Source organism: Acidisoma cellulosilyticum (genome assembly GCF_020621385.1).
Classification (GTDB): Bacteria; Pseudomonadota; Alphaproteobacteria; order Acetobacterales; family Acetobacteraceae; genus Acidisoma; species Acidisoma cellulosilyticum.
Window position 1 is genome coordinate 72,943 of record NZ_JAESVA010000010.1, and the last position, 21,951, is coordinate 94,893.

Below are 21,951 nucleotides of genomic sequence, written 5' to 3' on the forward strand. Positions count from 1 at the left end.
TAATCATCTCCCAACCGAAAGACCGAAATGAAACGTCTCCCCGTCCTTACTGCACTGACGCTCGTTCTTGCAGCTGGTCCAATCGGCCTCGTCGCCGCCCAGGCGGCGGGGCCGGTCAAGGCGATCGGTGTCGAAAACGAATACGCCGATGTAATTTCTCAAATTGGCGGGAAATACGTCGAGGTCCAGGCGATCGAAACCGACCCGAACACTGACCCGCACACCTTCGAAGCCAGCCCCAAGATCGCGAAGGAGATCGCTGCGGCCCAGCTCATCGTCGTGAACGGCGTCGGCTACGATGACTGGGCGGACAAGCTCATGTCCGCCTCGGCCCGGCCCGGCCGGAAGGTCATCAACGTCCAGAAATTCCTGGGCCTGCCGGACAACACGCCGAACCCGCACCTCTGGTACGATCCGAAAACGATGCCTGCCGTCGCCAAGGCCGTGGCGGATTCGCTTGCCGCCTTGGAACCCGCGCAGGCTGCATATTTTCGATCAAACGCCGGTACGTTCGTCGCGTCTCTCGCACCCTGGAATGCTGCCATCGCCGATTTCAAGGCGCAGTATGGCAACACGCCGATCGCCGTTACCGAGCCCGTTGCGGACTACATGCTGCAAGCCATGGGGTTCGACATCGTCACACCGTTCAGCCTGCAGGCCGCGATCATGAACGGAACCGACCCCTCCCCGCAGGACGTGTCGCTCCAGAACGGCTTGTTTTCTGGCCACAAGGTCAAGGTTTTTGCCTACAACCAACAGGTAACCGACAGCCTGACCAACTCGTTCCTTGAGGCCTCCAGAAAGGCAGGGATCCCTGTGGTCGGCGTTTATGAGACCATGCCCACGCCTGGCTACACATACCAGAGTTGGATGCTGGCCGAGGTCGCGGCTTTGAAGAGGGCGTTGACGGACAAGATGTCCACTGAAACGCTGCAGAAGGGGCACTGAGCGCCGTGTTGGCCAGGGGCGAGGTTCTCGCGGTCCGACAGGCGAGCGTCTCGCTTTCCGGCCGCAGCATTCTCAAGGATATCGATTTCTCCCTGGAGGCGGGCGAGTTCTGCGGGCTGATCGGTGCCAACGGATCGGGCAAGACGACGCTGCTGCGGACCATCCTCGGCTTTATCGCACCGAGCAGCGGCAGCGTTACCATCGATAGCGGCGGCAAGCTCGCCTCGGTCGGCTACGTGCCGCAGAAATTTGCGCTGGATCCCTACATGCCGATGCGCGCGCGCGACCTCGTGGCGCTGGGCCTCGATGGCAACCGGCTGGGAGTGCCGCTGCCGTCGCCAGGGCGTCGCCGAAAAGTCGATGAAATGCTCGAATCGGTGGACGCGACGCGGTTCGCCGATCAGCGGATTGGCAACCTGTCGGGTGGCCAGCAGCAACGGGTGCTGATCGCGCATGCCCTAATCCGGCGTCCACGCCTGCTGCTGCTGGACGAACCGCTCGCCAACCTGGATATGCGCAGCGTCGCTGGCGTCGTCGCCCTGCTGCGCCGCCTGTCCCAGGAGTTCCAAACCTCGGTGTTGCTGTCGGCGCACGACATGAACCCGCTGCTTTCGGCAATGGACCGCATCGTCTATCTCGCCCATGGCCGCGCGGCGAGCGGCAGCACCGACGCGGTCGTGCGCACCGAAGTGCTGAGCCAGCTCTATGGCTATCATATCGATGTCGTCCGAGTGCACGGGCGCGTCATCGTGGTCGCGGCAGAGGCCGAAGATGACGCTCAGGCCGCGGTCGCGCACGACCCGGTTCATGTGGCACAGGTTCCGTGATGGACGTGCAAACACTGCTCTCGCTCCTCTTCGAGCCGGGGTTCTTCACAAGCGAGCCGGTGCGCACCGCGGCGGTGATCGGAGCCGCCGCCGCCATTGTCTCGGGGGTGGTCGGTGTCTTCACCGTGATCCGTGGGCAATCCTTCGCCGGTCACTCCCTGGCCGATGTCAGCAGCGCCGGTGGGTCTGCCGCGTTCTTGTTCGGGATCAACCCGCTACTCGGGTTTCTCGGCATGGGCGTGCTCGCGGCGATGAGCATGGAACTGGTGCGCGCCGATCGGGCGAGCGAGCGTGACCTGGTGACGGGCGTCGTCACCGGCGCCGGGCTCGGCGTCGCCGCGCTGTTCCTCTATCTGGACATGACGACCAGCAGCACCACGGGGGCCGCGGTCACCGTGATGTTCGGGTCGATTTTTGCGATTCCGGCTTCGCTCGTCCCGCTGGCTCTGCTGGTCGGGGCCGGCGCGCTGCTCGCGATCGGTGTGCTGTACCGGCCGTTGCTGCTCAGCTCGCTCGATCCAGACCTCGCGGCGGTGCGCGGGGTACCCGTGCGTCTGATGGGACTTCTATTCCTGATCGTGGTGGCGCTCGCCGTCGCTCTTTCGGCCATTACCGTCGGCGCCATTCTGTCCACGGGGCTGCTCATCGGTCCTGCGGCGATCGCGCTGCACCTCGCCAAGCGGCCTGGTCTGGCGATTCTATTGGCTGCGGTGATCGGCGTCGCGGTGACCTGGGGCGGAATCCTGGTTTCGTATGACAGCTACGAATGGACCGGGGGACGCGGATGGCCGGTGAGCTTTTGCATCGTGATGCTCATATTCGTGGCCTATGCCGTCGTCGCGCAGACCGGGCCTGCCCGCGAACGACGGCAGGAGCATCCACTGCCAAGTGGCGAGAAGCCTCACGTTACGAGTGCTGGGTGAGGCAGGACGATGTTCGAAGACTTCATGGTCAATACCTGGATCGCCGCCACCTTGGTCGCCGTCGTCGCGGGGATTGTCGGGTTCTTCGTCGTGATCCGGGGCGCGTCCTTCGCGGCGCATGCGCTGCCGCTCAGCGCCTTTCCCGGTGCCGCGGCGGCCAACCTGGTGGGTGTCAACCCCCTGCTTGGCCTCCTCGTCTTCTCGGGTCTCGGCGTCGCGGGCATAAGCCAGCTCGCACGGCGCGGCCGCCGCGACTTGGCTACCGCGCTGTCGCTGGTCATGCTGCTCGGCCTCGGGGCGCTGTTCCTGAGCCGGACCACCGAGTATTTTCAGGCGGTCTACGCGCTCCTGTTCGGCGAGGTGCTCGGCGTCAGCAACGCGGACCTTGGGCCGGTCGCCTTGCTTGGCGCTGTCTCGGTTGCTCTGATCGTGATCCTGTTCCGTCCACTGCTGCTCAGTTCCGTCTCTCCGGAACTGGGCGAGGCCAGAGGCGTATCGGCTCGTCTGATGGAAGCTCTGTTCCTAAGCGTGGTGGCCCTCGCCACGGCGATGGCGCTACCGGTCGTCGGCGCGCTGCTGGTGTTCAGCCTCATGGTGGGTCCCGCTTCTGCTGCGCGCGCTCTGACCAACCGGCCACTAAGTGCAATGCTGCTCTCGGGCGCCATCTCCGTTGTGACCGTCTGGGCCGCAATCGCCCTTTCTTTCATCTCGGACTGGCCGGTCGGGCTTTTCGTGGGGGGCCTGAGTGCCCTTACTTATGGCGCGGGGCGAAGTTGGGCGTGGGCCGGGGAGCGCGGCCTATGAGCGGCGCAAAATGCACACCATGATGCCCGGTGCCTCGCGGCTGTTGTTGGTGCGCCGACGGGAGGTGCCATCGGCGATCGTCAGTGGCTTCATGCCATCCGTGCTCGATCGCATTCATTCCTCCGATACCGGCCTCGCTATCTGGCGGCGTTTCACCCGATTGAACCTCTTGGTTTCGGCCAGCACGCTGCTGACCCGGCCGCCATTTACGTTGACCATTGCTGACGCGCCGGAGATGGCGGCCCGCCGTCTCTGCCATGACCTTCTGCTATTTCATTGGGCGCTCTATGCCGACTTTCGACGGCTTGCCACACGGTTCTCCACTCTTGCAGCATCGCCTGTCGTTCGGATGCGGCTCGAACATGTGACCGACGACTCATGCGGCAAATTCCATGTGGATGCGGTGGGACTGCGTTTGCTCTGCACATATGTCGGTCCCGGGACTGAATGGGTTGATCCTGGCGGCAAGATCCGCCGAATGACGACGATGGAGGTCGCTGTCTTCAAGGGATCGGCTTTCCCGGGAGCCGGCCCGCGCGTGCTCCACCGTTCGCCGCCACTCAGCACCGGCACGCTTGTCGGCCAGTCCCGTCTGGTGCTCTGCATCGACGCCGTGCCGTGACCGCCTCGCCGGAAATACGCACGCGCCAGATTCGCTGATCCTGGCGGGGCCGGGAGTTCTCGTTCGGCGTAGACGATGCAGGCAGCTGCGATTAGACGTCGCTCAGTGACCCCTCTCATCTCAGCAGGATCAATCAAATAACGCGCCGATCGGCATCGGGACCCCGCGCCGAATCACACCATGGTCTTCGAGCCGTCCATCACGCCGATCAGGATTGTCGCTGCCAGTTCCGGGTCGAGGCCGGGATCGACGCGATTCTGTTCCTGGCCCTTGCGCATGAGATCAGCCAGAAGCGTCCGGGCGCACCGGCTGTTCTGCTGCAGAATCTTGGCCAGCGCCGGGTTGCGGCCTGCCTCCGCCAGCATGTCGAGCAACAGGGCCTTCCTCGCGCCGGCGTGACGTGCATTGACCTGCTCCCTCTCCTGGACGAGGGCTGCGACCACGTCGTTGCTTTCCGTGACACGACGCGACGACGTAGCTTATGGAACGTAGCCTGTCGTTTCATCCAGGAGTGAGAATCATGGCGCGTCTCGCCAAAGCCAATACGATCGGCAAGCCTACGCCCATAGGTCGTACCCCTGGCCGGCCCGCTGGCGCTAAGACTGGTGTCGGTAACAAGGCAGCAAGCATCTCCGCCAAACGGACAGTTGCGGCCACCGAGGCTCCTGAGCGCCGCAAGCCGGGTCGCCCGGCGAAGACAGCTGCACCGGCCCTCCCGCAGGCGGCGAAGGCAACAAAGTTGGTTGCACGATCGCCCGCGGTGCCACCTGCACCAAAGGTCAGCAAGGACGAACTCAGGGCCCAGGTCGAGAGGTTGGAACAGCTCGTGGCGAACCTTCGCGCCAAAAGCCGCGAGGCCAACAAGGCCGCAAAAGCAGCCACGGCGCGGATCTCTGAGTTGGAGGCGCAGGTTGTGCAGCTGGAGAAGAAAGCAGCAGCCTCGGTGCCAGTGTCAGCACGACAAGTGCAAGCCAAGAAACCGCCACGCGCCAAGCGCCAGCGTCGCGAGATCGACCCTGGTGACGCGGTGCCGCCGGGGGTGGCTGTGCAGGAGCCTGCACCTCTCGACGAGGAGGCAGAGATCACTTTGAAAAACCTGGAATAGCACCTTAGCCACGACTGATCTCAGCGAAGCAGTGCGCCGGCTTTTGCCGGCGCCATTGCCGTAACCCGCGCCTCGAAGCGGGCGCGCGCGGGACACTCCCGTAATGGACCCGCACTTCGCCATCACTGTTCCGATTTCGCCGCACGTCGCGTCTCCAGAGCCCGTTCGCGCGAGGCCGCCTTCCGTCGCTCAACCCTCAACTCTTCGATGGTCGGCTGCCACCATCCTCGCGCCGCGGCCCGCGCGTACGAAGACCGTCCGGACCCCTTCTTCAACATCAATACGCCGGAGGGCCTAGCCAGGGCCGAGGATGCGCTCCGCGTGCGTGAAAACCTCGAATCCATCATCGCGCGCGATCCCGATGAGGGTCATACCCGTCGCCTCCGCCTCCCGCACCGCGAGAAGGGTGGGCGCTGAGACAGCAGCCAGAACTTGGACCCCCATGGTGGCTGCCTTCTGGATCAGCTCGATCGAAACTCGGCTCGTCATCACCAGCACGCCGACTGAGGCGCTTTGCTCATGTGCGACCAGGGTGCCCGCCAGCTTATCGAGTGCGTTATGGCGACCGACGTCCTCCCGCACCGCGACCATTCCGCTTCCCGGCATCCAGTAACCAGCGGCGTGAACGGCCCTGGTCAGGTGTCCGATCTGCTGAGCGAGGGAGAGAGCGGCGCAGGCGGCGGCTACCTCCTCTGCCCTTAGCTTGAGCCCCATTGGCACCGAAGGTGGCGGTCGTGTTGCCTCCTCGAGGCTTTCGAGTCCGCACAGGCCACAACCCATAGCTCCCGTCAGGTGGCGGCGCCGATGATCCAGGGCCTCCATGCGCTCCTCCGCGATCCAGAGTCGCAATTGGAGTGCATCACGCGGTGCCGGGAAAACTTCGATCTCCTCGATTTCTCCGGGAGCCCTGACGATGCGCTCATTCAAAGTGAAGCCGAGGGCAAAATCCAGTAAGTCCTGAGGCGTCGCCATCATGACGGCATGGGATAGGCCATTATAGACGATCGCGATCGGCGTCTCCTCCGGCAGTATTCGGTCTCGGCGTTCGAAGCGCTCGCCGCGCCAGGCAAGAGCGTTTTGGCTCGCGGAAGCTGCCGGAACATTTTCAGCTTCCCCGCCGGAAGGGTCGCTCCCTGACGGAGCATCTGAATAGTTGATCCTCATGCCGTTACTCTCCTGCCATTATCCGACCCGAAGAGGCTCTGCTGACGGGCGCGGTCGGTGACGCTCTAAAGACCTTATGCCCCGCCTCCGCTTCCCGGCAGCCCTCCAGAGTAAGGCAATCCGCAACCGATTACCGGAACCACGGCGGATATCACCAACAGCAACCGACGGCTTTAGGATAATTCGACCATGACACAGCGGACCTATCTCGTAACCGGCGCGACCAAAGGTATCGGCCTCGCCGTCTCCAAGCGCCTGGCAGTAGCGGGACATTCTATCGTCGGAATCGCTCGTGAACCGGTTCCCTCGTTTCCTGGAACCCTCGTCTCGCTCGACCTCAGTGATCATCGAGCTTCGGCACAGGCATTTGCCGAGCTTGCCCAGCGCCATGCGTTTGATGGCGTCGTCAACAATGCCGGGACTGCGCATATGCAGCGCCTGGGAGAAATCGATCTGGACGCTCTGGACGAACTGCTGCGCTTCAATCTTCATCCGGCTATCAGCGCCGTACAGGCGGTCCTGCCGACTCTCAAAGAGAAGGGGTGGGGACGTATCGTCAACATTACCAGTCTGGTCACCCTCGGGATGGCAAACCGAACAGCCTATGCGGCAAGCAAATCGGCGCTGGGCAGCTTCACGAGAACCTGGGCGCTCGAACTCGCTGAGACCGGCATCACCGTCAACTCCGTGGCGCCAGGCCCGGTGGAGTCGGAACTGTTCCGCCGCAACACGCCTGCGGGCAGCGAGGCCGAACGAATCTTCTTGTCGAACATTCCTATGCGCCGTCTCGGCCAACCCGACGAGATAGCCGCAGCCGTCGCTTTCCTGCTCTCGGAGGAGGCGAGTTACATCACGGGACAAACCCTGTTTGTTGACGGTGGTGGGTCGATCGGAAAATCCGCCGTGTAGGCAAGGCATCTTCGGCGTTATCGAAATACCCACGCACATCGTATCGCGCTGCCGGACTGTCGATCCGGCGAGCAAGGACCGCACGATCAAGATGGCGTTGCGATCTATTGAAGCTTGGTGTTTCCGGGCCTTGCGGCATGAATCCTGGGGAGATTCATGCCGCGACCTCGAACATCCTGAGATATTACGCTACCAAGCCGATCACCGCGGCAGCCAAAAGCGCCACCACATCCTCGACGATTGCGGCTGGGCGGTCTTTGCCGAAGGCAGCCGCCAGCCGGGCCCGCCCCGCCGCTCCACCTAAGGTGCCGGCGACCGCGCCGACGATCCCGGCCACAGCACCGCCGATCCAAGCGCCTGACGGGGCAGCAATCGCGGCGCCGCTTAAGGCGCCCATGACGATCCTGGCGCCGAACTGAGGGGGCACCTTACGGCTGGGCGTAGAAGGAAGCTGATCCGTCACCAGTTCGGCAATGGCGGCAACGCTCAGGATCCACGGCGTCCAATGATAGCCGAGGAAGGCCAGCCAGGTGCCCGACAAGTTGATCAATCCGAGATGGGCCGCCCAACTGACGGCGGCCGGCGCCAGCATGGCGCGCAAGCCCGCCACGACGCCAATGAGAAGAGCAAAAACGAGTATCATGATGGTATCTCCAAATAGGTCCAAACTCCTCCAGCGATGGGGGAGAGTAGGTCTGTTAAGTCATTCGGACGACGGAGCGCCTTCGCCCTCCGTCGTCCGAATCTTCATCACTTTCCTTCGGCGGCCTGCTCGATCAGTGCCGCGATTTCGTCGGGATGCGACACAGGCGACGCGTGGCTCGACGGGATGGTCACGGTCGTCGCCTTCATGCGTTGAGCGAAGAAGGCCTCGGCCTGCGGCGAAAGCATCATGTCGTTGGCGGAGATCGCGTAGTAGGTCGGCTTGAGATGCCAGGCCGCAACGATCGCCGGGGCTCCGAAGGCGGCGCCGCTGATCGGCTTCTGCCCCTTGGCCAGCGCCTCGCCTTCCGCTGCCGGGACATCGCCGACGAAGACATGTGCGTAGGCGGCAGGATCGATATAAAGGAATCCTTGAGCGTCCGGGTCCGGACGCACCGCCTTCAGGCCCTCGGTCGGCGGCCCGCCGGCGCTAAGCTTCTGTAGGGTTTCCCCCTTGTCCGGCGCGAATGCCGCGACATACACGAGGGCCTTGACCTTCGGGCTGTCGCCGGCTTCGCCGATCACCACGCCGCCCCAGGAATGGCCAACGAGGACGGTTGGTCCCTTCTGAGCGGCCAGCACCGCGCGGGTCGCGGCCACGTCGTTATCCAGCGAGGTCAGCGGAATATCCACCTCGGTGACCTTGAACCCTTTGGCGCGCAGCAGATGGGCCACCTTGTCCCAGCTGTGCTTGTTGGTGAAGGCGCCAGGCACCAGGACAACGTTGTGCGCGGTGGCAGCGGAGGCGGCGATGGGCGTGCCCATGGCTACCAGTGCGGCGAACACGGCGCCGATCTTGAGGGACTTCATTGGCTCAATCCTTTCATATCACGACGGCCGGAATATCTGCATGATTCGGGGCAGGCGGCTCGGCGCGATGGGTTGGTTTTGTCTTCGTGCATCCTCATGTAAGATCAATAGGATGACCCTCTGTGGATGGGCCGAATATAGGTAGGGACAGGATACCGAGCCATGACGGATACGCTGGAAGACTTGACCGATCTTCCGAAAACGTCGGATCCGACGCCCGATCTGCTGTCACATGTGCTCGGGCAAATCCGCCTGACTGGAGATCGTATTCGCTCTCTCGCGCTCGCGCCGCGCGACCGGCTGGATCTGCCCGCCGAGGAGGCGCATCTCTGTGTCGTGACTGATGGCCGCCTGCATATCGCAGGTGGAGAGCAGGGGCTGCTCGTCGTCTCAGCTGGAGACCTGATGATGTTTCCCCGCGGTCCAGGCCAGCTTCAACTAGCGGCTCGGGATGCTTCCGCCAGCGTCGTGCTCTGCCGTTTCCGTTTCGACACGGACAGCCTTCGTGACATGATGTCTGCCCTTCCTCGCTGCATCCACATCGGGCGGGCGGAGGGCGCCGGTTGGCTGGATGGCATCGTGCATTTTCTCCTCCTCGAGGCGAGCGACGAACAGCCTGGCGCAGCTCTGATGGTCTCTCGTCTGATCGACCTGGCTGTGATCCGCACGCTGCGAAGTTGGATCCACCGCGGCCCGATCTCGGGCTGGTTCGGCGGCCTGACCGACCCGCGGATCGCAAATGTTCTGAAGGCAATTCACGAGCGTCCAATGCAGAGGTGGAGTATCGATGCGCTGGCCAGTATCGCCGGCATGTCCCGGTCGAGCTTCTGCGAGCGCTTCACGACCCTGGTCGGACGCCCGCCTCTGCGTTACCACAACGAACATCGCTTGGCCCTGGCGCGGGATTTGCTGACGAAACGAGGCGCGCGCGTCGGCGAGATTGGTCTCAGCATCGGCTATGAATCGGAGGCAGCCTTCAGCCGTGCCTACAAGAGCCTTTTCGGACACTCTCCTCGAACAGAATACAAATATGACGAGGCGGACCGGCACAAGATGCAGTGATGTGCCGATCCTGAATCCTGCCCCTTCACCAAGTCGCATGCGGGATACACCTGCGCACTCGAGCATCAAGGAGGCGGTGAACGGCGCCACGACGACGCACTCGCAAGGATAGCAGCGCAGTGCGCGTCGCTGTGATTGCGAGGTTCAGGGCTCCTTCGGATCTCCGGCCAGATGATCTTGCAACCTGATCCCGAGACGCGACGTTCCGCAAATTGCAAAAATCTTAGCGGAGTCCAGCATCGCGGTTTGAAAGCCCGGATTGATAGAACCGTCTGCCAACCCATGAGCGAGTTGCATGATTCCAAAACGGGTTTCGGTCATCCGAGCGGCATGGTTAACACCGCATTGCGCCGCCTTACGACACGTAACACTCAATTCGATCGTCCCCGTGCCATCGTTTGGATCACTATGTTTAGGGAGTGAAAGATGGCGAAGATCCTCTGTGTCCTATATCCGGACCCCGCGACCGGCTATCCGCCGAACTATGCGCGCGACGACATCCCGCACATCGCCCAATACCCGAACGGCCAGACCGCTCCGACCCCCAAGGGCGATCTCGGCTTCAAGCCGGGCGAGCTTGTGGGCTGCGTGTCCGGCGAACTCGGTCTTCGTCCCTATCTCGAGGCGAATGGTCACGAACTGGTGGTGACCAGCGACAAGGAAGGGCCCGACAGCGAGTTCGACCGGCACCTGCCGACCGCTGATGTCGTGATCTCACAACCTTTCTGGCCGGCCTATCTGACCGCCGAGCGCATCGCCAAGGCCAAGAACCTGAAGCTGGCCCTCACCGCCGGCATTGGCTCGGATCACGTCGATCTCAAGGCGGCCACCGAACATGGCGTGACGGTCGCCGAGGAGACCTTCTCCAACAGCATCTCGGTGGCCGAGCACGCGGTGCTGACCATCCTGGCGCTGGTCCGCAACTACATTCCCTCCCACGAGATCGCCGCGAATGGCGGATGGGACATCGCCGACTGCGTGTCCAGAAGCTATGACGTCGAGGGGATGCAGTTCGGCACCATCTCGGCGGGGCGCATCGGCCAGGCGATCCTGCGTCGCCTCAAGCCCTTCGACATGAAGCTCCACTACTACGACCCGCACCGGCTGCCCGCCGATGTGGAAAAGGAGCTAGGCGTCACATATCACGAGACCCCGGAGTCCCTCTTGAAGGTGTGCGACGTGGTCAACCTCCAGGTTCCGCTCTATCCGTCCACGGAAGGGATGATGAACGACCAGATGCTGTCGTTGATGAAGCGCGGGAGCTATCTGATCAACACCGCCCGAGGCGCGCTCTGTGATCGGGACGCGATCGTGCGCGCCCTCGAGAGCGGCCATCTGGCCGGATATGGCGGCGACGTGTGGTATCCTCAGCCAGCGCCGGCTGACCATCCGTGGCGGACCATGCCGCATAACGGGATGGTCCCCCACATCTCGGGTTCGTCCCTCTCCGCCCAGGCTCGCTACGCGGCGGGTACTCTGGAGATCCTGCAGGACTTCCTGGAAGGCCGGCCGATCCGGCCCGAGTACCTCATCGTCGACGCGGGCAAGCTCGCGGGCGCTGGGGCGAACGCCTACAAGCTGTCCTAGAGCCGCATCGGGATGCCCGGCACTCCGCGCCGGGCGTCATCCGACCTTGCGATGTCACCTGTCCGGCCTTCAGTGAGGAGAAGCGGAGTGACTGAGCGCGCTGCAAACGATGGCTCGATCATCCTGATTAACGTGTTCACGGTCGAGCCCGCCAACCAGGGACGGCTTGTTGAACTTCTGACCCAGGCCACGGAGGCTTCCGTGCGTCAGGCGGCGGGCTTCCTATCCTCGGTCCTCCATCGCAGCCTGGACGGCACGAAGGTCACCATGTACGCGCGATGGCGTAGTGCGGACGACTATCAGGCGATGCGGCGCGATCCCGCGCCGTTTCCGTTTCTGGAAGAAGCGCTGACCATCTCGAAATTCGAACCCGGCATGTACGAGATCGTGCGGACCTTCGTACCGGCAGGCGACCCCCACTGACGTGGACCCCTGGACGCCGCGTTTCAGGTGGGCAGGGCGAAGGGCTTATCCCAGTAGGGCGTGCCGCCAAATCGCTCGCTGAGGAAATCCACCAGCGCCCGGACCTTCGCCGAAAGCTGACGGTTTGGCGGCCAAACTGCGTGGATCGATGGATCAAAGAACTCGTAGTCACCAAGCACGACCGTCAGCGCCCCGGCGGCAGCAGCATCCCCAACTACGAATGTCGGCAGCACGGCCAAACCCAATCCGCCGACAGCGGCGTCCCGGAGCACTTCGCCGTTGTTGACCCCGAGCCGGCGCGCCATTGCCGGCGCCTCCTTCCAATCCTCGCCCACTCGAAAACGCCACTGCTCCGACGCTGGCCGGTTGCTGTAGACGAGGCAGTCATGGTTTTGTGCGGCGAGGTCCGACGGGCTGAGGGGGGTGCCGCGTGTGGCGAGGTAGGCCGGGCTGCCGCAGACGACATGCCGGCAGGGGGCCAGCGTGCGAGCAATCAGCGAGGAATCCGCCAGCTTGCCTATCCGTATCGCAAGATCGTAGCCCTCACTCACGAGATCGACCCGGCGGTCATTCAGGTCCAAGTCGATATCGACTTGGGGGTGAGCGCTCAGAAATTCCACGATAGCCGGCGATAGGTGGCGCGCGCCGAAAGACATCGGCGCCGCCACCCGCAGCGTGCCTCTGAGTTCACCCTGCAGTCGCCGCGCAATATCATCCGCTTCTGCGACGTCCGCCAGGATCCGTCGGGCGCGTTCAACATAGGCCACGCCCGTCTCCGTCAGGCTGAGACGACGCGTGCTGCGGTGGAAGAGGCTCGTTCCGAGCCGTGCCTCAAGCGCGCCGATCCGGCGGCTGACAATGGACTTGGCGATGCCGAGCCGCTGTGCCGCGCCGGAAAAGCTCCCGGCTTCGACCGCATTCACGAGCACGGTCATATCGTCGAAAAGACTCATTTGGTTCCGAATTTGCGAACAGACATGTCGCAATTTTGCGGATTATCGCATCAAGAGCAACTGTGTATTTCCTTCTAACAGTATCAACCAGCAAGGGGAGCAGATCTATGGAACCGAGAATCGCGCAAAAGGGGCCCATCCCCGTCGAGCTTGAAGCCGGTAAGGCCATCTACTGGTGCGCGTGTGGACAAAGCGCCAATCAGCCGTACTGCGACGGCAGCCATGCGGGATCGGAGTTCGGTCCCTTGCCCTACACCCCTATTGCCAGCGGCACGGCCTATCTTTGCGCCTGCAAGCGCAGCAAGAACCCGCCGCTGTGCGACGGCTCGCACCAGGCGCTGTAAGCGCTCGCGCATCCGACATCCCTAGCGCGAGCAGGGTAGTCCGCACTCATCAAAGCAATGAAGGATTACACCGTGGTTGGCCTCAAGACTCTCTATATTGCCGCAGCTATGGCGTCGGTACTTCCCTCCGCGGCTATGGCCGCCGACACTTTCGCGGTCGATCCGGCCCACACCCAGACTGTCTTCACCATCAACCATCTGGGCTACTCGATGATCACGGGAAGCTTTCATGACCTGAAGGGAACCCTTTCACTCGATCAGAAGAAGCCGGCGCAAAGTTCGGTCGATGTCACCATCGGGACGACAAGCATCGATACCGGGTTCGCGTCGCGCGACGATGTGCTGCGATCGAAGGCCTTCTTCGACGCCGCCGATTTCCCGACGATGGAGTTCAAAAGCACCCGGGTGGTTTTGACCGGGAAGGAGACCGCGGACGTCCGGGGTGGCCTGACGTTGTTGGGCGTGACCAAGCCTGTGGTCCTCAAGGTCAAGTTCAACCGGTTGGCTCCCGACCAGATGCGCAACAACGCGGTCGTGGTCGGTTTCACTGGCACAACGACCATCAAGCGGTCGGACTTCGGCATGAAGGCGTACCTGCCTTACATCGGCGACGATGTGAAGATCACGGTCAATTTTGAAGGTATCCAGCAGTAGAGCTGGTCACCTTGGAGGACCGCCGATGCGCTGGCGCAGCACGACTGAGGATTGGGGCGCGGTCGCCAAGCTGCTCCACTGGGCGATGGCCGTGTGTATTATGCTCATGATCGCCATGGGAATCACGATGAGGTGGTTTCTTGGCGGCAATCTGGCGCTTCAATACACTGCCTACCAGCTCCACAAGTCGTTCGGCTTTACGCTATTGCTTCTCGCAGTCGGACGTCTTCTATGGCGTCTGAGCGCAAAGGCAGTCCCCGCTGCCCCGGACGCCGCCAAGCCGCATGAGCGTTGGCTTGCCAACGGTGTTCATGCAGCACTCTACATCGCCATGTTCGGCATGCCGATCTCGGGTCTGTTGGCGACGTCCGCGTCTCCGTTGAACGTGCCGACGGTTATTTTTGATTTGTTCACCCTGCCTCGGCCGATCGGCCCGAATGCCGCCCTCGCGACGCTCTTTTCTGGAATCCATTTCTGGCTCGCCTGTCTCCTTGTGGTTTCGCTGACGCTGCATGTCGCCGGCGCGATTTGGCACATGGCGGTATTGCACGATGGCGTCCTCCAACGGATGATCCCACGGGGACGCGGCAGCATAAGCGCCGCAAATAGCCCCGCAAGCCCGCCGAGGCCCTCATGACGGTGCGAAGGTCAGGCCGAGCGCTCGCCGTCGTTGCATGCCTCACGGCCGCGGCTGGGCCTGCCAGTGCCGCGGATTGGAGCGTCGATCCCCAGGCGAGCGCTATTCAGTTTCACGCCACAGAGTTCGGGCAACCCTTCTCGGGTGAGTTCGGGCGCTTTGCAGGCCGTATCGCGTTCAATCCGGGCTCGTCGCCTACAGGCGACGTCACAATCGACATCGATGTCGCCAGCCTGAAGACCGGCGCAGCGGATCGGGACACGCAAGCCCAGGGGACCGACTGGTTTGCGACCGCGAAGGCTCCGCAGGCCGTGTTTACAGCGGATCGCTTTCGGCGGATCGACGATGTGCATTACGAGGCGTTCGGAAATCTGCTCATCAAGGGCATACGGGTTCAAATCGTGCTGCCCTTTTCGCTCCATATAGGGCCGGACGGGGTGGCGGAGATGCATGGGACGGTAACGCTCGATCGCCTCGCATTCGGCCTCGGGACGGGTTCGCTCGCCGACCCCGCGATGGTCGGCCGCCAGGTTGCTGTCGACATCCACCTTCGCGCGACGCCGGAGAGTCCGCACCAATGAAAGCCTTGACCAGTTTTCTTATCCCTCGTGATCCGCGCACTGTGACCCATTCCACCAAGGCGGTTGCCGTTATGGACGGTGACGGCGTGGCCATGAAGCGTGCAATCGGCCACGGCGCCCTGCCGATGCTGGATCCTTTTCTTTTGCTCGATGACTTCCGGGCTGACGACCTACCCGCGGGTGCAAAGATCCCGGGATTCCCCGATCATCCGCATCGCGGTTTCGAGACGGTCACCTACATGCTGGCCGGATGCATGCGCCATCAAGACAGCATCGGCACAACGGGCGTCATTGCGGCCGGAGGCGTGCAGTGGATGACTGCTGGCCGCGGGATCATCCACTCCGAAATGCCCGAACCTGTGGACGGAAACTTGCGGGGGTTCCAGCTCTGGATCAATCTACCGGCCGCGGAGAAGATGCGAAGGCCTGGCTATCAGGAATACGCTTCAGGTGAGGTCCCTGAAGTCCATTTCGAGACCGGCGCGATCGGTCGATTGATCGCCGGACGATTGGGTTCCGTATCTGGCGCTGTGCAGGATGTGCCAACCGATCCCCTGTACCTGGACCTGAGGTTATCCGTTGGCGGTTCAGCCACGGTGCCCGTGCCGACCGGACACAACGCCTTCATCTATGTATACGCTGGTGAGGCGACGGTGGCGGCAGATGAGGGGACCAGACCGGTCAGCTTGCCAAGTGGCGTGGTTGGCGTCCTCAGCGACGGTGACGGCGTCCAATTACGAACAGACGCGGGGGCAGGCCTGCTGCTCTTGGCCGCGCGCCCTCTTAAGGAGCCTATCGCGCGAAACGGTCCCTTCGTGATGAACGATCAACGCGAACTCGCACAAGCCTTCGCGGATTATCGAAATGGCGCTTTCCTATGACGACACCTGTGAATTGAACCGGCCAATCCGTAGTGTCGCTGCCAAACGCCGTGTTGACGGCAAAGTTGGGCGCGGTCAGTTAAGCGATCTGGGCGCCCCTGCACCTGCAGGCCGCCTTGGAAGGAACTAATCTTGGGCGTTATGATAGAAGGTCGTTGGCACGATCGCTGGTACGACACCAAAGCATCCGAAGGCCGCTTCGTCCGGTCCGAGAGTCAGTTCCGCAACTGGGTGACGCCGGACGGGGAACCGGGCCCGACGGGCTCGGGTGGCTTCAAAGCCGAGCCGGGCCGCTACCATCTCTACGTGGCCCTGGCCTGCCCCTGGTCGCACCGCACGCTCATGTTCCGTGCTTTGAAAGGGCTTGCCGAGACCATCACCGTCTCGACAACACACTGGTTTATGGGAGCGGAAGGTTGGACCTTCGAAGACGGCCCCGGCGTCGTCCCCGATCCGATCCATGGCGCGCGGCGGGTCCACGAGATCTACAAGGCGGCCTCCTCCAGCTATACGGGGCGCGTGACCGTGCCGGTCCTCTGGGACAAACAAAACTCCACGATCGTCTCCAATGAGTCGGCGGACATCATCCGCATGATGAACTCGGCGTTCGACGGCGTGGGCGCGACGGCGGAAGACTTCTACCCCGAACCACTCAGGCCCAATATCGACGCGATCAATTCGGAGATCTACGAGCGTGTCAACAACGGTGTCTACCGGGCCGGGTTCGCCACCAGTCAGGCGGCCTACGAGGAAGCGGTCATGCCCTTGTTCGTCACCCTCGATCGTCTTGAAGCACTCTTGGGCAAGCAGCGATACCTGTGCGGCGACAAAGTTACAGAGGCAGATTGGCGGTTGTTCCCGACGTTGGTGCGCTTCGATCCCGTTTATGTCGGCCACTTCAAATGCAACATCCGGCGCCTCTCGGACTACCCAAATTTATGGGCCTATACGCGGGAACTCTTCCAGTGGCCCGGCATAGGCGAGACGGTCAATTTCGAGCATATAAAGCGGCACTATTACGCAAGCCATGAAAGCATCAACCCGTCGCGGGTCGTTCCGATCGGGCCCTTTCTTGACTTCGACATGCCGCATAATCGAGGGCGGAGCTGCTCATGAGTATTCCATCCATTTGTATGGCGGTTCAAGACGCAGAAGCAGCCTGAGGCAGCTTCACTTCAATGACCCCAATCAGAGAAGAGCGGGATAGTTCGACCCTAAGTTTTCACCGCGACTTGGAGCCGTGCCAGATGGCCGTGATGGAACGTGCCTTACGTCAGCTAGGAATGTGCAGGCGGAGACATGGGTGCACCTGCACTTTGGGTACGTGTTTCTTTTTCCGAGGCGAACATCATCATGATCAGCAGCAATAGCCGTACCACAGACTACGAGATCAATCCGGTCTTTCTGGACCGTTGGTCACCCCGGGCCTTCACCGGCGAAGAGATTTCGGAGACCGACCTCCTGCTCCTCCTGGATGCAGCGCGCTGGGCGCCTTCATCCTACAACTCTCAGCCCTGGCGCTTTCTCTACGCCCGCAAGGGCACGGCGCATTGGGACAAGTTGTTCGGCTTGCTAAACCCATTTAATCAAAGCTGGGTGCAACACGCCTCGGCGCTCGTCATCGTCGTCTCCAACTCGACCATGCTGCCACCTGGCGCCGAGAAGCGTGTGCCCTCGCACAGCCATTCCTTTGACGCTGGCGCGGCCTGGGGTTATCTGGCCCTACAGGCGAGCATGTCCGGCTGGGCAGCCCATGGCATGGTCGGTTTCGATTTCGCCCGTGCCTTTACCGAGCTGAACGTGCCGGAAGGCTATCGCGTTGAGGCCGCAGTCGCTATCGGCCGCAAGGGCGACAAGTCGATCCTCCCCCCGCAGCTCGCGGAACGCGAAGCGCCAAGCCCTCGTCTCGCACTCTCGGAGATAGCTATGGAGGGCGGCTTTTAACGCTCAAGGTAATACCGGCATCCGCCACCGTGTTGCCGTAGCTGGCTCGGCGGTGGCGCCGGAAAAGGATGGCCTAATTTGAGATCAATCATTGGGATTGATCCGATTAACAGAGTGCTCGATCGCTTCTGTCAGGAGCTATTGAGCACTCAATTCACGAGATCCCGCAATCGACCGGTCGATCTGGGATAGCAGTTTCGCCGCAGGTCTAACTGCTGCTTCATTGTTCGAGACGAATTTTCCAGGAAAACGCTCAACGCACGCCAACCGACGGCGGCGCTCTTCCGCATCCAGACCCACGAACCTCATGCCCTGGGCAGCCAACTCGTTTTGCGCTTCCGCTCCACCCAGATCGTAAAAGAGGTTCGCGATACGTGAAGTGAATATTTGGGCGGAAATTCAAGCTCCTACATCGGCCTAGATACAGCTGGCTTCTAACGGGATGCTTGCGGCGGCTTCCCTTCCCAGGCGTTCCTCAGGAGATCGCGAATGGCCTCCAGTTCGAGAGGCCTTGGATTCCAGTAAGCATCTGTCACCGCCAAGTCCGCGGCATGAGCGATGCCCTCTTCGGGCATACCCAAATCTCGAAGTGATTGCGGCACGCCGATCGACCGGCCGAGGGCGTAGAGCCCATCAGCGGCATCGCTTGCTCCAACGGCCCTGCCGATACACTCCATGGCAGTGGGGGCTGCATCGGCGTTGTAGGCAACGGCATGAGGAAGCACCACCGCATGCGTCTCCGCATGAGGCAAATTGAAGGTCCCACCCAGTGTATGACAAAGTTTGTGGTGCAGGCTCATGCCGACGCTACCAAGACATGCGCCGGCGAGCCACGCACCGTAAAGCGCATCCGAACGACCATCTCGGTCACCGGGCGACGTGACGATTTTCGGCAACGCACGTGCCAAGGCCGCGATCGACTGCTCGGCCATGCCGGCAATGATTGGATTGCCGTCTTTAGCGTAAAGCGCCTCGACCGAATGCGCGATGGCGTTCATCCCCGAAGTTGCGGTCAGGCCGGCCGGAAGGCCAAGCGTGAGATCCACATCATAGACGATGACTTCGGGCAAAACTTTCAACGTCTTCTGAGTATGTTTTTGGCCGCCGCTGGTCTCGCCGATAATTGGCGTAGCCTCGGAGCCGGCATATGTCGTTGGAATGATGATCTGAGGCAGGTCAGTCCGTAGCGCGATAGCCTTGCTGAGGCCTGTGGTCGACCCGCCGCCAAGCGCAACGACGCAATCGGCATCGACTTCCTTCAAGGCTCGAATGGCCGCCTCGGTAACGTCAACGGGCGTATGCATCGTCGCATTGGAAAACAGCCCTACCGCCAGGGCACCAAGTCGATGAACCAGCGCCTCACCGTTCCCGGTCTGGTATGGTGTCGTCAATACCAGCGCCCGAGCTGCTCCCAATGCACTCAGCTCTTCAGCAACCCGGGCAATTGTGCCGAAACCAAAAATCACACGGCTAGGGAGAGCGACGTAAGTGAAAGGTGTTATAGTCAACTTCCTTGGCAAGCGTGGGCCTTGTCAGCACTAACGCACTTCGTCTCCCTCGATCCTGCACAATTTTGATAGAACTGCGGCACAAAGGCGCGGGCACGGCGGCGTTACTCGCATCACGGCCAGGATGACAAGGATGACGCCTATCGGACACATCTTGCGTCGGTGGGCTGCGTTCGAACTGCGACTGTTGAGCGAAAGCGATCTCTCGATTGCGGCGGTCGCTTTCAATTGTCGATTCTTGCATCAAGAACATCTGGCACGGATGTTCCGAAATACCCTGGAGCGACGGCAGCAATCTATCGCAAGGAAATCCACTGGGCGCCAAAGACGAGCTTCTGTACCCCGATTTAGGACCCCATCATGACAAGCCAATCATGACATGCTCGCGAAAGGCCTGCCTATCTTGAAGCCGTTCATACCAGGCACGCAGGCGGGGAAGCTCGGGTCCTCGCTCGACCTCGAGTGTGTACCAACGATAGGCAAAAATACCGAGCGCGATATCTGCGAGGGTCAGGGCGCCGCCGGCCAGAAACGGCGTCTCCGCCAGGCACTGGTTCAAGGTATCAAAGTTGGCACGCGCCCGAGCTTCCAATCCTCTGATCGCCTCAAGGTCCCGCGCCGCCGGATCGCACCGGATCAGCGCGATATAGAGCGGGGTCATGACGGTGTTCAGCGTGCCGAGCTGCCAATCCATCCAGCGTTCGCAATAGGCCCTCGCCGCTGGTTCCGTGGGATAGAAGGGCGACGGTCCGGATTTGTTCGCAAGGTATCTTAGGATCGTATTTGATTCCCAAATGACGACCTCGCCATCGATGATCGTCGGCACAAGTCCATTGGGGTTGAGCCGCAAATACTGTGCATCCTTGTTGCGGCCGAACGCACCGCCATAATCGTGCCGCTCGAACGGCAAGCCCAGCTCGGTGAGGAGCCACAGCACTTTTTGGACGTTGGACGACGAATTTCGGCCGAGAAGCTTCAGCATGGGTCTCTCCTAGCAATGGCTGGAATAGCCATGCCGCCCTGGGCGGCGGGCCGCGGCGCAACCGCGTCAAACCAGCGCTTCACATGGGGGAAAGCCGGCCAATCGACGTCATGAGGCGCGTTCCGGTCGACCCCGGGTAAAGCGCGATGTCGGCAACGCCGCCAGCGTGATCGGCGCGCCCTCCGGTCCTTCGGGATCGACCAGGACCGGAATTTTGCTGTTTTGGTTGAGCGCGACATATTCGGGTTTGAGCTGCTCATCCTTGGCGATATTTACCGGGCAAAGCTCATAAGGCACGCCCAGCTCTTCGGGCATGATGGAGATCTTGCGACCGTCGAGCGTGGCCCAAGTATGGAGCTGAAGCAAGATTGGCCCTCGTTAACGATCCGGATTGCCCGTCGTCCAGTCCCACGGCCGGATCTCGACGCTGGAGAATAAATCCTCCTTACGGAAGGGATCGCCAGTCGAGAAGGCTTCAGCGCTCGCGAGATCCGGCGCCTCGACGATGATCATCGAACCGATCATGGTCGCGCCATCGGATGCTAGTAGGGGGCCGGCGAGCTTGAGGGTGACACCTTGGTGATCGCCATGGAGATACTCACGATGAATAGGACGCACCCTGAGGCGTGTCTCCATCATGTTTGGCTTATCGAGGCCGATGATCGCGAAATACATACCCGATTTCCTTAAGCCTGCGGCGCGAGAGAGAAGGTGTAGTCGAGCGTGAAGAATGGCGCCTCGAGGACCGTGCCGTCGGGTGCCTCACCCCGCTCGTGGCGCTCGTATCGACCGACGCACGAACTGCGCACACCGAACACGGCATCGGAATCGAGATAGGTGTCGCCTTCGACAAAGACGTGCGTGACGAGGGTGTCGAAACCGGGCTTCTGGATCATGAAATGGATATGCGCAGGCCGCATCGGATGACGGTTCGTCGCACGCATGATGTCACCGACGGGACCATCCATCGGGATGGGATAGCTCGTCGGCATGATCGACCGGAGGCTGAACGAGCCGGCATTGTCGGTACGAAACACGGCGCGAAGCTTCGCGTTTTCGAGTTCCCAATCGGGATTCTGGACGTCGTAAAAGCCTTCGGCGTCAGCCTGCCAGACATCGACGACGGCATCCACTACGGGCTTTTCGGCACCATCGATGACGCGCCCCCGAATGAAGAGCGGGTCTCCGACATATCCGGTCGAGATATCGCCGCCATGTGCGGGCAGTTTCGGAGCACCCTCGATATGGAACGGGCCGAACACGGTCTGCTCCGTCACGCCCTCCCCGCGGCTATGGTTTTGTGCGACCACGAGCTGAGAGAGACCGAATGTATCGGAGAGCAGCACCATCTCTTGACGAATGTCATTGGACATCTGACCGGTTCTGGTCAGGAACTTGATACCTTCGAACCACTCTTCTTCAGTCAGGTTCACATCACGAGCGAAATCGTGCAGATGTGTGGCCAGGCTGGCCACGATTTCGCGCAAGCGGGGGTTCGGCGTCTTTTCGATGCGTCGCAGAAATTCCGCGGTGATGGTGTTTTCATCGAGATTGTGCATGCCATTGCCTTTCGGTTGATCT

Annotated in this window: 27 protein-coding genes; 17 read left to right on the forward strand and 10 right to left on the reverse strand. The window is 61.8% G+C overall.

From position 1 onward, the window contains the following. Positions 1-27: 27 nt before the first annotated feature. Genes ACELLULO517_RS22210 through ACELLULO517_RS22230 form a run of 5 tightly spaced genes read left to right on the forward strand, consistent with a single transcriptional unit; the run spans position 28 to position 4,124 of the window. Positions 28-948 carry a metal ABC transporter solute-binding protein, Zn/Mn family gene (locus ACELLULO517_RS22210; RefSeq protein WP_227309626.1) on the forward strand — a complete coding sequence of 307 codons (921 nt, stop codon included), beginning with the start codon at positions 28-30 and terminating at the stop codon, positions 946-948. 5 nt (positions 949-953) lie between these two features. Then, entirely contained in the window at positions 954-1,775 is an 822-nt protein-coding gene (locus tag ACELLULO517_RS22215; RefSeq protein WP_406566286.1) for a metal ABC transporter ATP-binding protein, read from the forward strand. Then, entirely contained in the window at positions 1,775-2,698 is a 924-nt protein-coding gene (locus ACELLULO517_RS22220; protein ID WP_227309628.1) for a metal ABC transporter permease, read from the forward strand. Before ACELLULO517_RS22215 ends, ACELLULO517_RS22220 begins: the two co-directional genes overlap by 1 nt. 9 nt (positions 2,699-2,707) lie before the next feature. Beyond that, a complete protein-coding gene (locus ACELLULO517_RS22225; protein WP_227309629.1) occupies positions 2,708-3,502 on the forward strand; it encodes a metal ABC transporter permease in 795 nt (264 codons plus the stop codon). 10 nt (positions 3,503-3,512) lie between these two features. Further along, complete coding sequence (locus ACELLULO517_RS22230) at positions 3,513-4,124, forward strand: DUF1826 domain-containing protein (RefSeq protein WP_227309630.1); 612 nt, start codon at positions 3,513-3,515, stop codon at positions 4,122-4,124. 173 nt (positions 4,125-4,297) lie between these two features. Here ACELLULO517_RS22230 and ACELLULO517_RS22235 read toward each other — a convergent pair whose 3' ends face one another. Further along, positions 4,298-4,567, reverse strand: a complete 270-nt coding sequence (locus tag ACELLULO517_RS22235; RefSeq protein ID WP_227309631.1) for a TetR family transcriptional regulator C-terminal domain-containing protein — start codon at positions 4,565-4,567, stop codon at positions 4,298-4,300. Between the two features lie 77 nt (positions 4,568-4,644). Here ACELLULO517_RS22235 and ACELLULO517_RS22240 point away from each other — a divergent pair, with 77 nt between their 5' ends. Continuing rightward, positions 4,645-5,229, forward strand: a complete 585-nt coding sequence (locus tag ACELLULO517_RS22240; protein WP_227309632.1) for a hypothetical protein — start codon at positions 4,645-4,647, stop codon at positions 5,227-5,229. 294 nt (positions 5,230-5,523) lie between these two features. Here the strand turns inward: ACELLULO517_RS22240 and fdhD are convergent, their stop codons facing one another. Beyond that, complete coding sequence (fdhD, locus tag ACELLULO517_RS22245; RefSeq protein ID WP_227309633.1) at positions 5,524-6,393, reverse strand: formate dehydrogenase accessory sulfurtransferase FdhD; 870 nt, start codon at positions 6,391-6,393, stop codon at positions 5,524-5,526. A 189-nt stretch (positions 6,394-6,582) separates the two neighbouring features. Between fdhD and ACELLULO517_RS22250 the strand changes: the two genes are divergently transcribed. Beyond that, positions 6,583-7,302 carry an SDR family oxidoreductase gene (locus ACELLULO517_RS22250; RefSeq protein ID WP_227309634.1) on the forward strand — a complete coding sequence of 240 codons (720 nt, stop codon included), beginning with the start codon at positions 6,583-6,585 and terminating at the stop codon, positions 7,300-7,302. A gap of 184 nt (positions 7,303-7,486) precedes the next feature. Here the strand turns inward: ACELLULO517_RS22250 and ACELLULO517_RS22255 are convergent, their stop codons facing one another. Together ACELLULO517_RS22255 and ACELLULO517_RS22260 are read right to left on the reverse strand one after the other, a co-directional pair. Continuing rightward, positions 7,487-7,945 carry a DUF4126 domain-containing protein gene (locus tag ACELLULO517_RS22255; RefSeq protein WP_227309635.1) on the reverse strand — a complete coding sequence of 153 codons (459 nt, stop codon included), beginning with the start codon at positions 7,943-7,945 and terminating at the stop codon, positions 7,487-7,489. A gap of 107 nt (positions 7,946-8,052) precedes the next feature. Continuing rightward, complete coding sequence (locus ACELLULO517_RS22260; protein WP_227309636.1) at positions 8,053-8,814, reverse strand: alpha/beta fold hydrolase; 762 nt, start codon at positions 8,812-8,814, stop codon at positions 8,053-8,055. A 162-nt stretch (positions 8,815-8,976) separates the two neighbouring features. Here ACELLULO517_RS22260 and ACELLULO517_RS22265 point away from each other — a divergent pair, with 162 nt between their 5' ends. The 3 genes from ACELLULO517_RS22265 to ACELLULO517_RS22275 all read left to right on the forward strand — a co-directional run bounded on the left by ACELLULO517_RS22265 (position 8,977) and on the right by ACELLULO517_RS22275 (position 11,886). Then, positions 8,977-9,876 (forward strand): AraC family transcriptional regulator, encoded by a 900-nt coding sequence (locus ACELLULO517_RS22265; protein ID WP_227309637.1) that lies wholly within the window; start codon positions 8,977-8,979, stop codon positions 9,874-9,876. A gap of 426 nt (positions 9,877-10,302) precedes the next feature. Beyond that, entirely contained in the window at positions 10,303-11,463 is a 1,161-nt protein-coding gene (locus ACELLULO517_RS22270) for an NAD-dependent formate dehydrogenase (RefSeq protein WP_227309638.1), read from the forward strand. 87 nt (positions 11,464-11,550) lie between these two features. Further along, a complete protein-coding gene (locus ACELLULO517_RS22275) occupies positions 11,551-11,886 on the forward strand; it encodes an antibiotic biosynthesis monooxygenase family protein (protein WP_227309639.1) in 336 nt (111 codons plus the stop codon). Positions 11,887-11,909: 23 nt separating this feature from the next. Here the strand turns inward: ACELLULO517_RS22275 and ACELLULO517_RS22280 are convergent, their stop codons facing one another. After that, positions 11,910-12,839 carry a LysR family transcriptional regulator gene (locus ACELLULO517_RS22280; protein ID WP_227309640.1) on the reverse strand — a complete coding sequence of 310 codons (930 nt, stop codon included), beginning with the start codon at positions 12,837-12,839 and terminating at the stop codon, positions 11,910-11,912. A gap of 107 nt (positions 12,840-12,946) precedes the next feature. On the opposite strand from ACELLULO517_RS22280, the gene ACELLULO517_RS22285 reads away from it, so the two are divergent. The 7 genes from ACELLULO517_RS22285 to ACELLULO517_RS22315 all read left to right on the forward strand — a co-directional run bounded on the left by ACELLULO517_RS22285 (position 12,947) and on the right by ACELLULO517_RS22315 (position 17,880). Further along, positions 12,947-13,183, forward strand: coding sequence for a CDGSH iron-sulfur domain-containing protein (locus ACELLULO517_RS22285; RefSeq protein WP_227309641.1), 237 nt, complete (start codon positions 12,947-12,949; stop codon positions 13,181-13,183). A 72-nt stretch (positions 13,184-13,255) separates the two neighbouring features. Beyond that, positions 13,256-13,837 carry a YceI family protein gene (locus tag ACELLULO517_RS22290; protein WP_227309642.1) on the forward strand — a complete coding sequence of 194 codons (582 nt, stop codon included), beginning with the start codon at positions 13,256-13,258 and terminating at the stop codon, positions 13,835-13,837. Positions 13,838-13,862: 25 nt separating this feature from the next. Next, entirely contained in the window at positions 13,863-14,474 is a 612-nt protein-coding gene (locus tag ACELLULO517_RS22295; RefSeq protein WP_227309643.1) for a cytochrome b, read from the forward strand. After that, positions 14,471-15,055, forward strand: coding sequence for a YceI family protein (locus ACELLULO517_RS22300; RefSeq protein ID WP_227309644.1), 585 nt, complete (start codon positions 14,471-14,473; stop codon positions 15,053-15,055). Before ACELLULO517_RS22295 ends, ACELLULO517_RS22300 begins: the two co-directional genes overlap by 4 nt. Then, the gene (locus tag ACELLULO517_RS22305; protein WP_227309645.1) at positions 15,052-15,936 is read left to right on the forward strand and encodes a pirin family protein; all 885 of its coding nucleotides are present in this window, start codon (positions 15,052-15,054) and stop codon (positions 15,934-15,936) included. Before ACELLULO517_RS22300 ends, ACELLULO517_RS22305 begins: the two co-directional genes overlap by 4 nt. Positions 15,937-16,077: 141 nt before the next feature. Then, positions 16,078-17,052 carry a glutathione S-transferase family protein gene (locus tag ACELLULO517_RS22310; RefSeq protein ID WP_456304401.1) on the forward strand — a complete coding sequence of 325 codons (975 nt, stop codon included), beginning with the start codon at positions 16,078-16,080 and terminating at the stop codon, positions 17,050-17,052. Between the two features lie 237 nt (positions 17,053-17,289). Continuing rightward, the gene (locus tag ACELLULO517_RS22315) at positions 17,290-17,880 is read left to right on the forward strand and encodes a nitroreductase family protein (RefSeq protein WP_227309647.1); all 591 of its coding nucleotides are present in this window, start codon (positions 17,290-17,292) and stop codon (positions 17,878-17,880) included. A 434-nt stretch (positions 17,881-18,314) separates the two neighbouring features. On the opposite strand, the gene ACELLULO517_RS22320 is transcribed toward ACELLULO517_RS22315, so the two are convergent. The 5 genes from ACELLULO517_RS22320 to ACELLULO517_RS22340 all read right to left on the reverse strand — a co-directional run bounded on the left by ACELLULO517_RS22320 (position 18,315) and on the right by ACELLULO517_RS22340 (position 21,929). Beyond that, positions 18,315-19,388, reverse strand: a complete 1,074-nt coding sequence (locus ACELLULO517_RS22320) for a maleylacetate reductase (protein WP_264481613.1) — start codon at positions 19,386-19,388, stop codon at positions 18,315-18,317. Positions 19,389-19,746: 358 nt separating this feature from the next. After that, the gene (locus tag ACELLULO517_RS22325) at positions 19,747-20,370 is read right to left on the reverse strand and encodes a glutathione S-transferase family protein (RefSeq protein WP_227309648.1); all 624 of its coding nucleotides are present in this window, start codon (positions 20,368-20,370) and stop codon (positions 19,747-19,749) included. Positions 20,371-20,478: 108 nt separating this feature from the next. Further along, on the reverse strand, positions 20,479-20,736 hold the full coding sequence (locus ACELLULO517_RS22330; protein ID WP_227309649.1) for a glutathione S-transferase N-terminal domain-containing protein: 258 nt from the start codon (positions 20,734-20,736) through the stop codon (positions 20,479-20,481). A 12-nt stretch (positions 20,737-20,748) separates the two neighbouring features. Continuing rightward, positions 20,749-21,045, reverse strand: coding sequence for a YciI family protein (locus tag ACELLULO517_RS22335; RefSeq protein ID WP_227309650.1), 297 nt, complete (start codon positions 21,043-21,045; stop codon positions 20,749-20,751). An 11-nt stretch (positions 21,046-21,056) separates the two neighbouring features. After that, entirely contained in the window at positions 21,057-21,929 is an 873-nt protein-coding gene (locus tag ACELLULO517_RS22340) for a dioxygenase family protein (RefSeq protein ID WP_227309651.1), read from the reverse strand. Positions 21,930-21,951 lie beyond the last annotated feature (22 nt).

What these genes read in the sequence shown, in the direction of transcription:
- ACELLULO517_RS22210 (WP_227309626.1), top strand. Translation starts at nt 28, where the DNA reads ATGAAACGTCTCCCCGTCCTTACTGCACTGACGCTCGTTCTTGCAGCT.
- ACELLULO517_RS22220 (WP_227309628.1), top strand. Translation starts at nt 1,775, where the DNA reads ATGGACGTGCAAACACTGCTCTCGCTCCTCTTCGAGCCGGGGTTCTTC.
- ACELLULO517_RS22225 (WP_227309629.1), top strand. Translation starts at nt 2,708, where the DNA reads ATGTTCGAAGACTTCATGGTCAATACCTGGATCGCCGCCACCTTGGTC.
- ACELLULO517_RS22230 (WP_227309630.1), top strand. Translation starts at nt 3,513, where the DNA reads ATGCACACCATGATGCCCGGTGCCTCGCGGCTGTTGTTGGTGCGCCGA.
- ACELLULO517_RS22240 (WP_227309632.1), top strand. Translation starts at nt 4,645, where the DNA reads ATGGCGCGTCTCGCCAAAGCCAATACGATCGGCAAGCCTACGCCCATA.
- fdhD (WP_227309633.1), bottom strand. Translation starts at nt 6,393, where the DNA reads ATGAGGATCAACTATTCAGATGCTCCGTCAGGGAGCGACCCTTCCGGC.
- ACELLULO517_RS22250 (WP_227309634.1), top strand. Translation starts at nt 6,583, where the DNA reads ATGACACAGCGGACCTATCTCGTAACCGGCGCGACCAAAGGTATCGGC.
- ACELLULO517_RS22255 (WP_227309635.1), bottom strand. Translation starts at nt 7,945, where the DNA reads ATGATACTCGTTTTTGCTCTTCTCATTGGCGTCGTGGCGGGCTTGCGC.
- ACELLULO517_RS22260 (WP_227309636.1), bottom strand. Translation starts at nt 8,814, where the DNA reads ATGAAGTCCCTCAAGATCGGCGCCGTGTTCGCCGCACTGGTAGCCATG.
- ACELLULO517_RS22265 (WP_227309637.1), top strand. Translation starts at nt 8,977, where the DNA reads ATGACGGATACGCTGGAAGACTTGACCGATCTTCCGAAAACGTCGGAT.
- ACELLULO517_RS22270 (WP_227309638.1), top strand. Translation starts at nt 10,303, where the DNA reads ATGGCGAAGATCCTCTGTGTCCTATATCCGGACCCCGCGACCGGCTAT.
- ACELLULO517_RS22280 (WP_227309640.1), bottom strand. Translation starts at nt 12,839, where the DNA reads ATGAGTCTTTTCGACGATATGACCGTGCTCGTGAATGCGGTCGAAGCC.
- ACELLULO517_RS22285 (WP_227309641.1), top strand. Translation starts at nt 12,947, where the DNA reads ATGGAACCGAGAATCGCGCAAAAGGGGCCCATCCCCGTCGAGCTTGAA.
- ACELLULO517_RS22295 (WP_227309643.1), top strand. Translation starts at nt 13,863, where the DNA reads ATGCGCTGGCGCAGCACGACTGAGGATTGGGGCGCGGTCGCCAAGCTG.
- ACELLULO517_RS22300 (WP_227309644.1), top strand. Translation starts at nt 14,471, where the DNA reads ATGACGGTGCGAAGGTCAGGCCGAGCGCTCGCCGTCGTTGCATGCCTC.
- ACELLULO517_RS22305 (WP_227309645.1), top strand. Translation starts at nt 15,052, where the DNA reads ATGAAAGCCTTGACCAGTTTTCTTATCCCTCGTGATCCGCGCACTGTG.
- ACELLULO517_RS22310 (WP_456304401.1), top strand. Translation starts at nt 16,078, where the DNA reads ATGATAGAAGGTCGTTGGCACGATCGCTGGTACGACACCAAAGCATCC.
- ACELLULO517_RS22315 (WP_227309647.1), top strand. Translation starts at nt 17,290, where the DNA reads ATGATCAGCAGCAATAGCCGTACCACAGACTACGAGATCAATCCGGTC.
- ACELLULO517_RS22325 (WP_227309648.1), bottom strand. Translation starts at nt 20,370, where the DNA reads ATGCTGAAGCTTCTCGGCCGAAATTCGTCGTCCAACGTCCAAAAAGTG.
- ACELLULO517_RS22335 (WP_227309650.1), bottom strand. Translation starts at nt 21,045, where the DNA reads ATGTATTTCGCGATCATCGGCCTCGATAAGCCAAACATGATGGAGACA.
- ACELLULO517_RS22340 (WP_227309651.1), bottom strand. Translation starts at nt 21,929, where the DNA reads ATGCACAATCTCGATGAAAACACCATCACCGCGGAATTTCTGCGACGC.